Origin of the sequence: Massilia suwonensis (assembly GCF_042655665.1) — a bacterium.
GTDB lineage: Bacteria > Pseudomonadota > Gammaproteobacteria > Burkholderiales > Burkholderiaceae_D > Telluria > Telluria suwonensis.
This window is the reverse complement of the sequence record NZ_JBHSMR010000013.1, coordinates 2,217,156-2,231,406: the sequence shown is the minus strand read 5'-3', so window position 1 is coordinate 2,231,406 and position 14,251 is coordinate 2,217,156. Positions and strand designations below refer to the sequence as shown.

The following is a 14,251-nucleotide window of genomic DNA, read 5'->3' as shown; positions in this document are numbered from 1 at the left end:
TTCTTTCTAAATCCAACGGTTTCATTTTTACATGACCACTATCCGCCTTAAAGAAAACGAGCCGTTCGAAGTCGCCATGCGTCGCTTCAAGCGCACCATCGAAAAAACCGGTCTGCTGACCGAACTGCGCGCACGCGAGTTCTACGAGAAGCCAACTGCAGAGCGCAAGCGCAAGCTCGCCGCTGCCGTGAAGCGCCACTACAAGCGCATCCGCAGCCAGCAACTGCCTAAGAAACTGTACTAAGACTGTCCTGCCGCTTGATCCGGTGACGTAGCGGTACGCTCGTCCCGGCAGCTGCGAGAAGTCCCGCGAACCCGCCCTGGTTGTCACCCCGGCGGGTTTTGTTGTTTTCCCCCATAGCCTCGGAGTAGTCATGAGCTTGAAAGAACAAATCACCAACGACATGAAAGCGGCGATGCGCGCCAAGGAAGCCGGCAAGCTGGCGACCATCCGCCTGATCCTCGCCGAGATCAAGCGCAAGGAAGTCGACGAGCAGATCGAACTGAACGACGATCAAACCGTCGCCATCGTCGAAAAGATGATCAAGCAGCGCAAGGATTCGATCACCCAGTTCGAAGCGGGCAACCGCCAGGACCTGGCCGACATCGAAAAGGCCGAGCTCGAGGTGCTGGTCGCCTACATGCCGGCCGGCCTGTCGGATGAGGAAATTGCCGCCGAAGTCGCTGCAGCAGTCAGTGCGTCCGGCGCCGCCGGCCCGCAGGACATGGGTAAAGTCATGGCCATCGTCAAGCCGAAACTGGCGGGACGTGCCGACATGACCGTCGTTTCGACCCTGGTCAAGAAAGCGCTGACCGGCGCCTGATGCAACACAACAGGGCCGGACGGGCCCGGGCTTGTTGTAAATCAACTTGCAGCGAGCCCTGCGGTATAGTCTGACCTTAGACAAACACGGTGTAGAGCTCCTACGTGATTCCGCAATCCTTCATTACCGATTTGCTCAACCGCGTCGACATCGTCGACGTCGTTGGGCGTTACGTCCAGCTGAAAAAGGGCGGCGCCAATTACATGGGCCTCTGTCCTTTTCACAGCGAAAAGTCTCCCAGCTTCACCGTCAGCCCCACCAAACAGTTCTATCACTGCTTCGGTTGCGGCGCCCATGGCACCTCGATCGGTTTCCTGATCGAATACTCGGGCATGGGCTTCGTCGATGCCGTCAAGGACCTGGCCCAGAACGTGGGCATGGTGGTCCCGGATAACGACGACAAGATTCCCCCGCTGCAGCGCGCCGCCCAGCAAGCGCAATCGCTGGCGATGACGGACGCCCTCAGCCAGGCCTGCGACTACTACCGCGCCCAGCTGCGCGGCGCGACGAATGCCATCACCTATCTGAAGAACCGCGGCCTGACCGGCGAGATCGCCGCCCGCTTCGGCATGGGCTACGCCCCGTCCGGCTGGGACAATCTGCGTAGCGTCTTCCCCGACTACGACGCCCTCGCGCTGGTCGAGTCCGGTCTCGTGATCGACAAGGTGGACGAGGACGGCAGCAACAAGAAACGTTACGACCGCTTCCGCGAACGCATCATGTTCCCGATCCGCAATACCAAGGGGCAGGTGATCGGCTTCGGCGGCCGCGTGCTCGATCAGGGTGAACCGAAATACCTGAACTCCCCGGAAACGCCGCTGTTCCAGAAGGGCTTGGAGCTGTACGGCCTGTTCGAAGCAAGACAAGCGATCCGCGACGCAGGCTACGTGCTCGTCACCGAAGGCTATATGGACGTGGTCGCGCTGGCCCAGCTCGGCTTCCCGCAAGCGGTTGCCACCCTCGGCACGGCTTGCACCAGCACCCACGTGCAAAAGCTGCTGCGCCAGACCGACAACGTGATCTTCAGTTTCGACGGCGATAAAGCCGGTCGCCGCGCCGCCCGCCGCGCGCTGGAAGCCTGCCTGCCGCAAGTGTCGGACAACAAGACCATCCAGTTCCTGTTCTTGCCCGAAAAGCACGACCCGGACAGCTTCGTGCGCGAATATGGCGCCGATGCCTTTGCCCAGGAAATCAACGACGCGATGCCGCTGTCGCAATTCCTGCTGCGCGAAGTGACGGGCGACCATGATCTGTCGACGCCGGAAGGACGCGCCGCCACCCAGTACGACGCCAAGCCGCTGCTGCAGGCCATGACGCCTTCGGCACTGCGCCTGCAGATCGTGCGCGGCCTCGCCAGCCTGACGGAATCGACGCCGGCCGAGATCGAGGGCCTGTTCGAACTGTCGAAACCGGTATCGGTCGCGAAACAGGCGCCGCCGCGCCAGGGCCGTCCGGAGCCGGTCGGCCTGGAATTGCAGATCGTGCGCATCCTGGTCGCGCATCCGTCGCTGTCCCTGGGCCTCGACGAATCGGCGCTGCAAGCCTTCGACCACTTCGGTCAGGAATCGAGCGACGCGCTGCGCTACCTGGTCGGCACTGCCCAGGCCCTGGGCGAGTATGGCAACTTCGCGGCCCTGTCCGAACAGCTGAAAGAGGGCGGCGACGGCTACGACCGCATCATCGCCGAGATCGCCTCGGAGCCGGAATCCGACCCCGAGGCGGACCGTGTCTGGCTAGCTAGTGCTGTGAGGCAGATCAAGAAAGATGCGTTGAAACAGGAAACGAACCAGTTGTTTTCCAAGGGCCTGACCCCAGATCAGGTGAGTACTCGCTATCGCGAAATTACAGCACAGCTGCAGGTCCTGGAGCAGGAAGACGCTGCGGCGATGTCCCCTCGCTGAGGGTGTGTTGCGAAGTCGGCTGTTAGGATTTGTGCAACTTGGAAAAAGAGGGGTGCGTGCTATAATAAAACGCTAACTATTGCAACCTTTGAAACGATTTTCGTGTCCAAGGGGGCGTGGAGTTTCAGTTAGCGCAGCAGTGTTGTACGCTGTTTGCAGCGTGATGTAAGGTAACAAAACTTTATCTTTAACCATCGTAAAGTTAGTCGTTGTGACATCGAAAGCGCCTGTGCCAACCAAGAAACCCGAACCCAAAGTGGCTGCCAAACCCACCAGAGCGTCCGCCAAGGCGGACAATGCGCAAGACAAGGCGGAAGTTCGCACAGCGGGCGCCGCGCCTGTCGTCAGCCAGACCACCGATGCGGCCGCATTGGCCGCCATCGACACGTCGGGCTACGTGCTGCCATCCGTGAAAGTCCCGGGGCGCCGCGGTCGCAAGCCGAAAGAATTCACCCCCGAGAACGACGAAGTCGCTGCCCTCAACGCGGTCGAACGTGCCGAAATGAAGGCCGTCGACAAGGCCAAGGCCAAGGACCGCAAGGCCAAAGAAAAAGCCTTGCTGAAAGACGCCTTCGCATCGGACACCGAGGCCAGCGAAGAAGAAATCGAGCTGCGCCGCCAGAAGCTCAAAACGCTGATCAAGAACGGCAAGGAACGCGGTTTCCTGACCTACGCGGAAATCAACGACCACCTGCCCGACAACATCGTCGATCCGGAAGCGATCGAAGGCATCATTGGCACCTTCAACGACATGGGCATTGCCGTGTACGAACACGCGCCCGATGCCGAGACGCTGCTGCTGTCCGACAATGTCGCCACCGTCACCAGCGACGATGAAGCCGAGGCTGCCGCCGAAGCGGCGCTGTCGACCGTCGACTCCGACTTCGGCCGCACCACCGACCCGGTCCGCATGTATATGCGCGAAATGGGTTCGGTCGAGCTGCTGACCCGCGAGGGCGAAATCGAGATCGCCAAGCGCATCGAAGACGGCCTGCGCGACATGATCCAGGCCATCTCGGCCTGCCCGGTCACGATCGCCGAAATCATCTCCGCCGCCAACCGCATCGAAGCCGACGAGATCAAGATCGACGAGATCGTCGACGGCCTCGTCGAGGAAGAGGGCGCCGAAGAAACGTCGCCGTCGGCCGTCGGCCCAAGCACCGACGACGAAGAGGATGACGACGAAGCCGAGGACGAAGAAGAGGAAGAGGAAGAAGAAGCCGCAGCCACCCCTGGCGCGGCCGGCTATTCCGCCGAACAGCTCGAGGCCCTGAAAGCGGCCTCGCTGGAAAAGTTCGGCATGATCGAACAGCAATTCGACAAGATGCGCAAGGCCTTCGAGAAAGACGGCTACAACTCCAAAGCCTACGTCAAGGCGCAGGAAGCCATCTCCAACGAACTGCTGGGCATCCGCTTCACGGCGAAAGTCGTCGAAAAGCTGTGCGACACCCTGCGCGGCCAGGTCGACGAAGTGCGCCACATCGAAAAGCAGATCCTCGATGTGGCCGTGAACCGCTGCGGCATGCCGCGCGCGCACTTCATTAAAGTCTTCCCGGGCAACGAGACGAACCTGGAATGGGTCGACGGCGAAGTCAACGCCGGCCACGCCTACAGCGCCATCCTCGGCCGCAACATCCCGACGATCAAGGAACTGCAGCAACGCCTGATCGACCTGCAAGCGCGCGTCGTGCTGCCGCTGCCGGACCTGCGCAACATCAACCGCCAGATGGCGGCCGGTGAAATGAAGGCCCGCAAGGCCAAGCGCGAGATGACCGAGGCCAACCTGCGTCTCGTGATCTCGATCGCGAAGAAATACACGAACCGAGGGCTGCAATTCCTCGACCTGATCCAGGAAGGCAATATCGGCCTGATGAAGGCGGTGGACAAGTTCGAATACCGCCGCGGTTATAAATTCTCGACCTATGCGACGTGGTGGATCCGCCAGGCCATCACCCGCTCGATCGCCGACCAGGCGCGCACCATCCGTATTCCGGTGCACATGATCGAAACCATCAACAAGATGAACCGTATCTCGCGCCAGATCCTGCAAGAGACGGGCGCCGAGCCGGACCCGGCAACGCTGGCCATCAAGATGGAAATGCCGGAAGACAAAATCCGGAAGATCATGAAGATCGCGAAAGAGCCGATCTCGATGGAAACGCCGATCGGCGACGACGACGATTCGCATCTGGGCGACTTCATCGAGGACAACAACACGCTGGCGCCGTCGGATGCGGCTTTGCACGCCTCGATGCGCGGTGTGGTGAAGGACGTGCTGGACTCGCTGACCCCGCGCGAAGCCAAGGTACTGCGCATGCGTTTCGGTATCGAGATGTCGACCGATCACACGCTGGAAGAGGTCGGCAAGCAGTTCGACGTCACGCGCGAGCGGATTCGCCAGATCGAAGCGAAGGCGCTGCGCAAGCTGCGGCATCCGTCGCGGTCGGACAAGCTGAAGAGTTTCCTCGAGGGCAGCAGCTGATTGTTGTTGAGTTCAGCGGTTGAGTTTAGCAAATGCTTGACTGCTGTACACCAAAAGCCATATCCTCTCGCCACTCTGCTTTACGGTACCGCGCCGTTGTAGCAGGTGGCGAGATTTTTTTTCAAGCCACTGTCCCGATTTCTGGGCCTCTAGCTCATGCCTGGTTAGAGCAGCGGACTCATAATCCGTTGGTGCCCGGTTCGACTCCGGGGAGGCCTACCAAGATTAAAAAGGCTTACGCGCACCTTCCGCGTAAGCCTTTTTCGTTTCCAGCACCGCCGTCAACTTAAGCAGCCACCTTCAACGCCCGCCGCGGATTCCTCCTCGCCAGCAAATCAAACCGATCCAGCATCATCACCTTGTCCCACGCCGCCACAAAGTCGCGCACGAACCTGTCCTTTCCATCGTCGCTCGCATAGACCTCCGCAATCGCGCGCAGCTGCGAATGGGCGCCGAAGACGAGATCGGCCGCCGTTGCCGTCCACTTCACGGCCCCGGTCGCACGATCGGTTCCTTCATACACACGCTCGGCCGACGCCGACGGCCGCCACGCAACCCCGCTGTCGAGCAGGTTGACGAAGAAGTCCGTGCTCAGCGTGCCGGGACGGTCGGTGAACACGCCATGCTTGCTCTGCCCGTGATTGGCGCCGAGCGCGCGCATGCCGCCGACCAGCACCGTCATTTGCGGCGCGGTCAGTTTCAGCAGGTTGGCGCGGTCGAGCAGGCGGGTTTCGGGCGTCAGCGGATCGTCTGGGCGGAAGTAGTTGCGGAAGCCGTCGCCCAGCGGTTCGAGGACGTCGAAGATAGTCTCGTCCGTCTGCTCCTGCGAGGCGTCGGTGCGGCCCGGTGCGAACGGGACCGTGATCTGGACGCCTGCCTTGCCGGCCGCATCCTCGATCGCCGCGCAGCCGGCCAGGACGATGAGGTCGGCCAGCGAGACCTGCTTGCCGCCGCTGGCGGCGCTGTTGAAGTCGCTGCGGATCCGCTCGAGGCTGGCCAGGACTTTGTCGAGCCGGGCCGGTTCGTTGGATTCCCAGTCCTTTTGCGGCGCGAGCCGGATCCGTGCGCCGTTGGCGCCGCCGCGCTTGTCGGTGCCGCGGAAGCTCGCCGCCGCGCCCCAAGCGGTGGAGACCAGGTCGGGCGTCGGCAGGCCCGCATTCAGAATCGTGCGCTTGAGCACGGCGACGTCCTGCTCGTCGATCAGCGGATGGTCGACCGGCGGCACCGGGTCTTGCCACAGCTGCGGCTCCGGAATCCAGGGGCCGAGGTAGCGCGACAGCGGGCCCATGTCGCGGTGCAGGAGCTTGAACCAGGCTCTTGCGAAGGCGTCCGCCAGCTGGTCGGGGTTCTCGTGGAACCGTTTCGCGATCGGTCCGTAGATCGGGTCGAGGCGCATCGACAGGTCGGTGGTCAGCATCATCGGCGCGTGCCGCTTGGCCGGGTCGTGCGCGTCCGGCACCGTGTCCTGCGCTTCGGGATTCTTCGGTTTCCACTGCTTGGCGCCGGCCGGGCTGGTGGTCAGTTCCCACTCGTACTTGAACAGGTTTTCCAGGAAGCCGTTGTCCCATTTGGTGGGATTGGAAGTCCATGCGCCCTCGAGGCCGCTGGTGATCGCGTGCGGGCCTTTGCCGGAGCCGAACTTGCTCTTCCAGCCGAGGCCCTGGTCCTCCAGGCCGGCGCCTTCGGGTTCGGGGCCGACGTTGCCGACCGCCGGTGCGGCGCCATGGGTCTTGCCGAAGGTGTGGCCGCCGACGATGAGGGCGACGGTTTCTTCGTCGTTCATGGCCATGCGGGCGAAGGTTTCGCGGATGTCGCGGGCGGCGGCCAGCGGGTCGGGATTGCCGCCGGGGCCTTCGGGGTTCACGTAGATCAGGCCCATCTGGACATTGGCGAGCGGGCCGGCCAGCTGGCGGTCGCCGCTGTAGCGCTCGTCGCCGAGCCAGGTGTCTTCCGGGCCCCAGAAAATATCCTCGGGTTCCCAGACGTCAGGCCGGCCGAAACCGAAGCCGAAGGTTTTGAAGCCCATCGACTCCATCGCTACGTTACCGGCCAGCACTACCAGGTCGGCCCAGGAGATTTGCTGGCCGTATTTCTTCTTGATGGGCCAGAGCAGGCGGCGCGCCTTGTCGAGGTTGGCGTTGTCGGGCCAGCTGTTGAGCGGGGCGAAGCGTTGCTGGCCTTCGCCGCCGCCGCCGCGGCCGTCGGCGATGCGATAGGTGCCGGCGGCGTGCCAGCTCATGCGGATGAAGAGGGGGCCGTAATGGCCGTAGTCGGCCGGCCACCAGTCCTGGGAAGTGGTCATCACCTCGGTCAGGTCGCGCTTGAGCGCCTCGGGGTCGAGCTTCTTGAATTGCTCGGCGTAGTCGAACTCTTCTTCCAGCGGACAGGACAGGTGGGAGTGGGTGTGCAGGACGGACAGGTCGAGCTGGTTCGGCCACCAGTCCTTGTTGCGCCGCGGCCGGCCGGCCTTCGGCGTCGGGGCGGGCATCGCGGGATTTTCGCTTTCGCTGACACTTTGGGTATTCTCTTTGTCGGACATGTCGGTCTCCATCGGGTAGGGACTCATCGTGAAAGAACTTGTCAACAGCAGGTCAAGCCTAAGGCTTCCGGCGGCGATAGCACAATAAGATTTTATTAATGAACTCGATAGGAGAAATCCTGATCTGTTCGCCATGCCTGTGCAGGCAAGGTCTCCAGAGCATGACCTAGCCGCCATGCAATCAATGATTTCCCACCGCTCTAATTACTGGCACAATGGAACTCTCATCAGTAGGCGCGGTGCTGGAGACCACCCCATGGAAATCAATTCGCTGACTGGCGAGTTCGTGTGCGCGCCGACCGAACACGCCTTCCTGCGCCACAAGCAGGAACAGACCCGGTCGCTGCTGGGCTTTACGCTGACGTTTTGCACCGTCTTCTATCTCGGCTTCTTTGCTACCGACCTGGCCGCGCTCGGCTGGGGGCCGGATGCGATGATCTTGCTGGCCGCCCGCCTGCTGGTCGGGCTAACGGCCGGCAGCTGCGCCTGGCTGGCCTACCGCCGCGCCCTGTCGGTGCGGGCGACCCGGCTCGCGGCCTCGCTCTCGGAAGGGGTGGCGCTGGCCTGCTTCATGCTCATCTCGGTGCTGCGCCCGGCCGAATTCCACTGGCACGCGATGTCGCTGGCGATCATGCTGGTCGTGGTCTACCTGTACATTCCGAACCGCCTGCGCTACGCCTCGATCATCGCGGTGGTGACGACGGTCGTCTTCGTCTTCCTGGCCGACCGTTATGGCCGGTTCACGCCGGCCGACGAATTCACGATGGGCATGCTGCTGGTGCTGGTGAACACCTTCGGCTTCCTGGCCGCGCGCCGCTTTCACCACGTCTCACGCGAGGAATTCCGCTCCTGGTCGGTGCTGAAACATGCGGCCGAGCGCGATCACTTGACGGGCTGCTTCAACCGCCGCTATCTGCACGATCACTTGATGGGTGGGCAGTGGATCGACCGGGCGCCGGAAGCGAACTGCCTGAGCGTCGTGTTGTGCGACATCGACCACTTCAAGCTCATCAACGATACCCATGGACATGGCGACGGCGACATGGTGCTGCGCGGCTTTGCGCGCATCCTGCAGGCGGCGATCCGGGACGGCGTCGACAGCGTGGTGCGCTATGGAGGCGAGGAGTTCCTGGTGGTCTTGCCGGGCACCGACCTCGAGGGCGGCATGCGCCTGGCCGAGCGCCTGCGCGTTACCTTCGCCGCGACCGAGGTCGTCTCCAACGACGGCGCGACGCGTTTGAAGGCGACGGCCAGTTTCGGCGTCGCCAGCGTCGACCTGGCCCAGTTCAGTTTCGAGCCGCCGCTGCGGCGCCTGATCGCGGCGGCCGACGAGCTGATGTACCGGGCCAAGCGCAATGGGCGCGACCGGATCGAGTCGCTGCAGCTGGCCTGATCAGGCCTTCGCTTCCTCCACGACGCCGGCCTCGACGAAGCCATCGATCTCGCCGTCGCTGTAGCCATACTCGCGCAGCAGCTCGCGCGAATGCTCACCCAGCATCGGCGCCGGCCGGTCGACCCGCGTCGCCGTCTTCGAAAAGTGAATCGGGCAGCCCAGCGCCTTCGTGGTTCCCGCCTGCGGATGTTCCAGCTCCAGCACCATCCCGCGCGCCAGGGTTTGCGGGTGCGTCAGCGCCTCGGCCATCGTGTGCACCGGTCCCACCGGCACGCCCGCCGCGTCGAGAATCGCGATCCATTCGGCCTTGCTGCGGGTCGCCACGATCTCGCTCATCATCGACACCAGCGCCTCGCGGTTTTCCATGCGGTCCGTATTCGTCCTGAAGCGTCGATCCTCGCACCATTCCGGCCGCCCCAGCGCCACCGCGATGCGTTCCCAGTTGCCCTGGTTGGCGCCGCCGATGTTGATCCAGCCGTCGCTGGCCTGGAAGGCCTGGTAGGGGGCGGTCAGCAGGTGGGCGGAGCCTGTCGGGCCTGCGGACTCTCCGGTCGCGAAATAGATGGCGGCCTGCCAGTAGGTCTGCTGCAGGGCCGCTTCGATCAGCGAGGTGTCGACGATTTGCCCTTCGCCGGTCTTGAGCTTATGGACGTAGGCGGCGGTGATGCCGGCCATGGCGAGGATGCCGGCGTTGGTGTCGGCGATCGAGTTGCCGGTCTTGACCGGCGGGCCGCCCGGCTCGCCGGTGATCGACATCAGGCCGGAAAAGCCTTGTGCGATCAGGTCGAAGCCGGGCTTGTCGGCGTCGGGGCCGTCGCGGCCGTATCCGGAGACGGCGCAGTAGATCAGGCCCGGGTTCACCTTGCTCAATACGTCGTAGCCGAGGCCCAGTTTTTCGAGGGTGCCGCGGCGGTAGTTTTCGGTGAGGACGTCAGCTTCCTTCACCATGCGCAGCAGGATGTCGCGGCCTTCGGCGTGCTTGAGGTTGAGGGCGATGCCGCGCTTGTTCCGGTTCAGGATCATGAAGGGCGCCGAGACGCCGTTCACGCGCGGCTCGCGGTAGGCGCGCGCATCGTCGCCGCCCGGGAGCTTCTCGACCTTGATGACGTCGGCGCCCATATCGGCCAGCATCATGCCGCAAGTCGGCCCCGCCATGATCTGCGCCAGTTCGAGGACGCGCATGCCGGCCAGCGGCCCGGTGTGTTTTGGTTTAGTCGTCATGCTCCGGTCCACTGTGGGCGTTGTTTGTCGAGGAAGGCGTTGACGCCGATCTTGAAATCGGCACTGCCGTAGGCGGTACGGATCAGGTCTTCGCCGTCGGGCAGGCCTGCGTTCACGAGGCGGCGGATGGCTTCCTTCGACACCCGCATCGTCACCGGCGCATGGCCGGCGAGGCGCTTGCACATGCTCGCCACTTCGTCGTCCAGCGCGCCGGGCTCGGCCACCTTGGTGACGAAGCCGTTCGAGAGGCCCTCGGCCGCGCTGATGGTCTCGGCCAGCAGCAGCAGGCGTTTCGCCGTCGGCACGCCCACTGCGGCGACGACGCGCGCCGTGTTCTTCATCGACAGGCAGTTGCCGAGCGTGCGCGCGATCGGCACGCCGAAGCTGGCGTTGGGCGTGGCGATCCGGAAGTCGCAGGCGGCACTGATGGCGAGACCGCCGCCGATGGCCCAGCCTTCGACGATGGCGATGGTCGGCATCGGCAGGCTCTCGATCTGGCCGACGCGCTCGTCGATAGCCTGTTCGTAGGCGATGCCGTCGTCGCCGCCTTTGAAGGTGCTGAACTGTTCGATGTCAGTGCCGGCGACGAAGGCTTCGCCGCCGGCGCCGCGGATGGTGGCCACGCGGACCGACGGGTCGGCTGCAATCCTGGTGCAGATCGCGCCCAGCTCTTCATACATCGCCCAGGTCATCGCGTTGCGCGCCTGGGGGCGGTCGATCAGGATGGCGGCCACGCCATCGGATATCGTCAGGTGTACCTTGCCATTCTGCTCGCTCATGCTGTCCTTTCAGGGTTGGGCGAATACCGGCTCAAGTAGGGTGGGCGCCCCGTGCCCACGCGGAATGATGATTATTGTTGGCCGCGATCGAGGCCAACACCGTGCACGTGTCACGCGTGGGCACGGGGCGCCCACCCTACAACGCGCGGGCCAGCACGCGCGCCACGTGGACGGCTTCGCGCCCGGCGCCGTCGGCGATCTGGTGGCGGCAGCTGGTGCCGTCGGCCACCAGCACCGTGTCGGCACCCGCCGCGCGCACGGCCGGCAGCAGCGACAGCTCGGCCATCTGCATCGACACCTCGTAGTGCTTCGCTTCGTAGCCGAAGCTGCCCGCCATGCCGCAGCAGCTCGATTCGATCAGTTCGACCTTCAGGCCGGGCACCAGGCCCAGCACCGTCTGCACCGGCCGCACCGCATCGAAAGCCTTTTGATGGCAGTGGCCGTGGAGCAGGGCGCGTGCTTCCGGCAGCGCCTTCAAGTCCAGCTTCAGCTTGCCGGCGGCATGCTCGCGCGCCAGGAATTCCTCGAACAACAAGGCCTGCGCGCCGAGAAGCTCGGCGTCCCGGCCCAGGCCCATGACGAGGAATTCGTCGCGCAGCGTGAGCAGGCAGGACGGCTCCAGCCCGACCACCGGCAGGCCGCGGGCGACGAAGGGACGCAGCGCTTCCACCACGCGGCGCGCCTCGGCCTTCGCTTCGTCGACCAGCCCGCTGGCGAGATAGGTACGGCCGCAGCACAGGGGCCGCGCAGGTTCCGCGTCAAGCGAAGCAGGGCGCGCCACATGCACCTTGTAGCCCGCCGCCTGCAGCACCTGCAATGCAGCGACCGCGTTCTCGCTCTCGAAGTAATTATTGAAGGTATCGGCGAACAGCACGACGTCGGCCTGTTCCGGCGCCAGCACCGGCGCCTGCACGCGAGACAGGAAGGTGTCCAAGCGCCAGCCCGGCAGCGAGCGCCGTGCCGACAAGCCGAGCAGCTTCTCGGACAATTTAGCCGCTCCCGGCACCGTATCGCGCAGGTTGGCCAGCCAGGGCAGGCGCGCCGCCCACGGCGCCCAGCGCGGCAGGTTGGCGATCAGCTTGTCCTTGCGCGACAGGCCGTGCTTCTTCTGGTAGTGGTAGAGGAACTCGGTCTTCATGCGCGCCATGTCGACGCCGGTCGGGCAGTCGCGCTTGCAGCCCTTGCAGCTGACGCACAGGTCCAGCGTGTCGCGCATCGTCTCGGACGTAAAACCGTCTTCGCCCAACTGGCCGGACAGGGCCAGGCGCAGGGTGTTGGCGCGCCCGCGCGTCAGGTGCTGCTCGTCTTTCGTGACGCGGTAGCTCGGGCACATGGTGCCGGCGTCGAACTTGCGGCAGTGGCCGTTGTTGTTGCACATGTCGACGGCCTTGGCGAAGCCGCCGGCCGGGTCGCCGCCGCTGCCTGCCGCCGTGCTTTGTTCCGTGACCGGATCGACCTGCACGTTCCAGGCCGACCAGTCCAGCGCCGGCTGCAAGGCCGTTGGCTGATAGCCCGGCTTGTAGCGGAACAGGGATTTATCGTCCATGCGCGTGCTGCGCACGATCTTCCCGGGGTTCATCAGGCCGGCCGGATCGAACAGCGCCTTGATCTCCTCGAACGCGCGCAGCAGGCGCGGGCCGAACTGCCAGGCCACCCATTCGCTGCGCACCAGGCCGTCGCCGTGCTCGCCGGAGAAGGCGCCCTTGTACTTGCGCACCAGCGCGCCCGCTTCTTCGGCAATCGCGCGCATCTTCTCGGCGCCGTCGCGGCGCAAGTCCAGGATCGGGCGCACGTGCAGGGTGCCGACCGAGGCGTGGGCATACCAGGTGCCGCGCGTGCCGTAGCGCGCAAACACTTCGGTCAGGGCGCTGGTGTACTCGGCCAGGTGCTCGAGCGGCACGGCGCAGTCCTCGATGAAGGAAACGGGTTTGCCGTCGCCGCGCATGCTCATCATGATGTTCAGGCCCGCCTTGCGCACTTCCCACAAGGCCTTCTGGGCACCGGCGTCGACCATCTCGACCACGCTGCCGGGCAGTCCCAGTTCCGCCATCAAGTCCACCAGCCGGGCCAGGCCGGCCTTCTGCTCGTCCATCGATGCGCCGGCGAATTCCACCAGCAGGATCGCATCGGGCGCGCCGATCAGGGCTTTTTCGATCACCGGGCGGAAGGCGGGATTGTCGCGCGCCAGCTCGATCATGGTGCGGTCGACCAGCTCCACCGCCACCGGCGCCAGCTTGACGATATGGCGCGTCAGGTCCATCGCTTGATGAAAAGTCGGGAAGTTCACCACGCCGAGCGTCTTGTGTTTCGGCAGCGGCAGCACCTTCAGCACGACGCGTTTCGTGACCGCCAGCGTGCCCTCGCTGCCGACCAGCAGGTGCGCCAGGTTGACGCTGCCGTCCTCGGTGTAGGGCCGTTCGCTCTGCGGGTGCCAGATGTCGATGTTGTAGCCGCCGACGCGGCGCATCACCTTCGGCACCATGCGCGCGATTTCCTCGTGCTCGCGCGCGGCGATCGAACGCAGGCCTTCAAGAAGTTCGCGCACGCGCGGCGGCGCGTCCTGCATCGCGCGTTCGTCCTGGAATCTAGCCTCGGTGCCGTCCGACAGGATGGCGTCGATCGCCAGCACGTTGTGCACCATGTTGCCGTAGGCGAGGGAGCGCGAGCCGCAGGAGTTGTTGCCGGCCATGCCGCCGATGGTGCACTGGGCCGCCGTGCTGACGTCGACCGGGAACCAGACGCCATGGGGTTTCAGCCAGGCGTTCAGGTGGTCGAGCACGATCCCCGGCTGTACCGTCACCGTCATTGCGGCCGGATCGAATTCCAAGACCTGATTCAGGTATTTGCTGTAGTCGATGACCAGCGCTTCGCCGACGGTCTGGCCGCACTGGCTGGTGCCGGCGCCGCGCGGCAGGATGGGTACGCCCATCTCGCGCGCGATCGCAATCGCCACTTCGACGTCGCGCTCGGTGCGCGGCACGAAGACGCCGATCGGCTCGACCTGGTAGATCGAGGCGTCGGTCGAGTAACGCCCGCGCGAGCCGGCGTCGAACAGGACTTCGCCCCCGGTTTCGGCTACCAGCCGCCTTGCCAGTCCTTGCCCATTCATTCG

General features: G+C 64.4%; 9 protein-coding genes and 1 tRNA gene. 6 read left to right on the top strand and 4 right to left on the bottom strand.

The features are described from left to right. Nucleotides 1-31: 31 nt before the first annotated feature. From rpsU to ACFPQ5_RS18045, 5 genes are all read left to right on the top strand, one after another. Entirely contained in the window at nucleotides 32-244 is a 213-nt protein-coding gene (gene rpsU, locus ACFPQ5_RS18065; RefSeq protein ID WP_005665410.1) for a 30S ribosomal protein S21, read from the top strand. 130 nt (nucleotides 245-374) lie between these two features. Further along, nucleotides 375-824: a GatB/YqeY domain-containing protein gene (locus ACFPQ5_RS18060; protein ID WP_379758829.1), complete on the top strand. Its 450-nt coding sequence runs from the start codon at nucleotides 375-377 to the stop codon at nucleotides 822-824. 104 nt (nucleotides 825-928) lie between these two features. Further along, nucleotides 929-2,725, top strand: coding sequence for a DNA primase (dnaG, locus tag ACFPQ5_RS18055; RefSeq protein WP_379758826.1), 1,797 nt, complete (start codon nucleotides 929-931; stop codon nucleotides 2,723-2,725). A gap of 256 nt (nucleotides 2,726-2,981) precedes the next feature. Beyond that, nucleotides 2,982-5,207, top strand: a complete 2,226-nt coding sequence (gene rpoD / locus ACFPQ5_RS18050; RefSeq protein WP_379758822.1) for an RNA polymerase sigma factor RpoD — start codon at nucleotides 2,982-2,984, stop codon at nucleotides 5,205-5,207. A gap of 143 nt (nucleotides 5,208-5,350) precedes the next feature. Further along, a tRNA-Ile gene (locus ACFPQ5_RS18045) sits at nucleotides 5,351-5,429 on the top strand. 64 nt (nucleotides 5,430-5,493) lie between these two features. On the opposite strand, the gene katG is transcribed toward ACFPQ5_RS18045, so the two are convergent. After that, nucleotides 5,494-7,695 carry a catalase/peroxidase HPI gene (gene katG, locus ACFPQ5_RS18040; RefSeq protein ID WP_379760155.1) on the bottom strand — a complete coding sequence of 734 codons (2,202 nt, stop codon included), beginning with the start codon at nucleotides 7,693-7,695 and terminating at the stop codon, nucleotides 5,494-5,496. Between the two features lie 307 nt (nucleotides 7,696-8,002). Between katG and ACFPQ5_RS18035 the strand changes: the two genes are divergently transcribed. Beyond that, the gene (locus ACFPQ5_RS18035; protein ID WP_379758819.1) at nucleotides 8,003-9,139 is read left to right on the top strand and encodes a GGDEF domain-containing protein; all 1,137 of its coding nucleotides are present in this window, start codon (nucleotides 8,003-8,005) and stop codon (nucleotides 9,137-9,139) included. Here the strand turns inward: ACFPQ5_RS18035 and ACFPQ5_RS18030 are convergent, their stop codons facing one another. The 3 genes from ACFPQ5_RS18030 to ACFPQ5_RS18020 form a co-directional block, all read right to left on the bottom strand. Beyond that, on the bottom strand, nucleotides 9,140-10,360 hold the full coding sequence (locus ACFPQ5_RS18030) for a CaiB/BaiF CoA transferase family protein (protein ID WP_379758816.1): 1,221 nt from the start codon (nucleotides 10,358-10,360) through the stop codon (nucleotides 9,140-9,142). It lies immediately after the preceding gene. Then, on the bottom strand, nucleotides 10,357-11,139 hold the full coding sequence (locus tag ACFPQ5_RS18025; RefSeq protein WP_379758813.1) for an enoyl-CoA hydratase/isomerase family protein: 783 nt from the start codon (nucleotides 11,137-11,139) through the stop codon (nucleotides 10,357-10,359). The genes ACFPQ5_RS18030 and ACFPQ5_RS18025 overlap by 4 nt, the downstream gene beginning before the upstream one ends. Before the next feature lie 136 nt (nucleotides 11,140-11,275). Continuing rightward, entirely contained in the window at nucleotides 11,276-14,248 is a 2,973-nt protein-coding gene (locus tag ACFPQ5_RS18020; protein WP_379760153.1) for an FAD-binding and (Fe-S)-binding domain-containing protein, read from the bottom strand. Nucleotides 14,249-14,251: the final 3 nt, after the last annotated feature.

Bases quoted from the DNA above. Each gene is read 5' to 3' on its own strand.
- rpsU (WP_005665410.1), top strand. From the start codon at position 32: ATGACCACTATCCGCCTTAAAGAAAACGAGCCGTTCGAAGTCGCCATG.
- ACFPQ5_RS18060 (WP_379758829.1), top strand. From the start codon at position 375: ATGAGCTTGAAAGAACAAATCACCAACGACATGAAAGCGGCGATGCGC.
- katG (WP_379760155.1), bottom strand. From the start codon at position 7,695: ATGCCCGCCCCGACGCCGAAGGCCGGCCGGCCGCGGCGCAACAAGGAC.
- ACFPQ5_RS18035 (WP_379758819.1), top strand. From the start codon at position 8,003: ATGGAAATCAATTCGCTGACTGGCGAGTTCGTGTGCGCGCCGACCGAA.
- ACFPQ5_RS18030 (WP_379758816.1), bottom strand. From the start codon at position 10,360: ATGACGACTAAACCAAAACACACCGGGCCGCTGGCCGGCATGCGCGTC.
- ACFPQ5_RS18025 (WP_379758813.1), bottom strand. From the start codon at position 11,139: ATGAGCGAGCAGAATGGCAAGGTACACCTGACGATATCCGATGGCGTG.
- ACFPQ5_RS18020 (WP_379760153.1), bottom strand. From the start codon at position 14,248: ATGAATGGGCAAGGACTGGCAAGGCGGCTGGTAGCCGAAACCGGGGGC.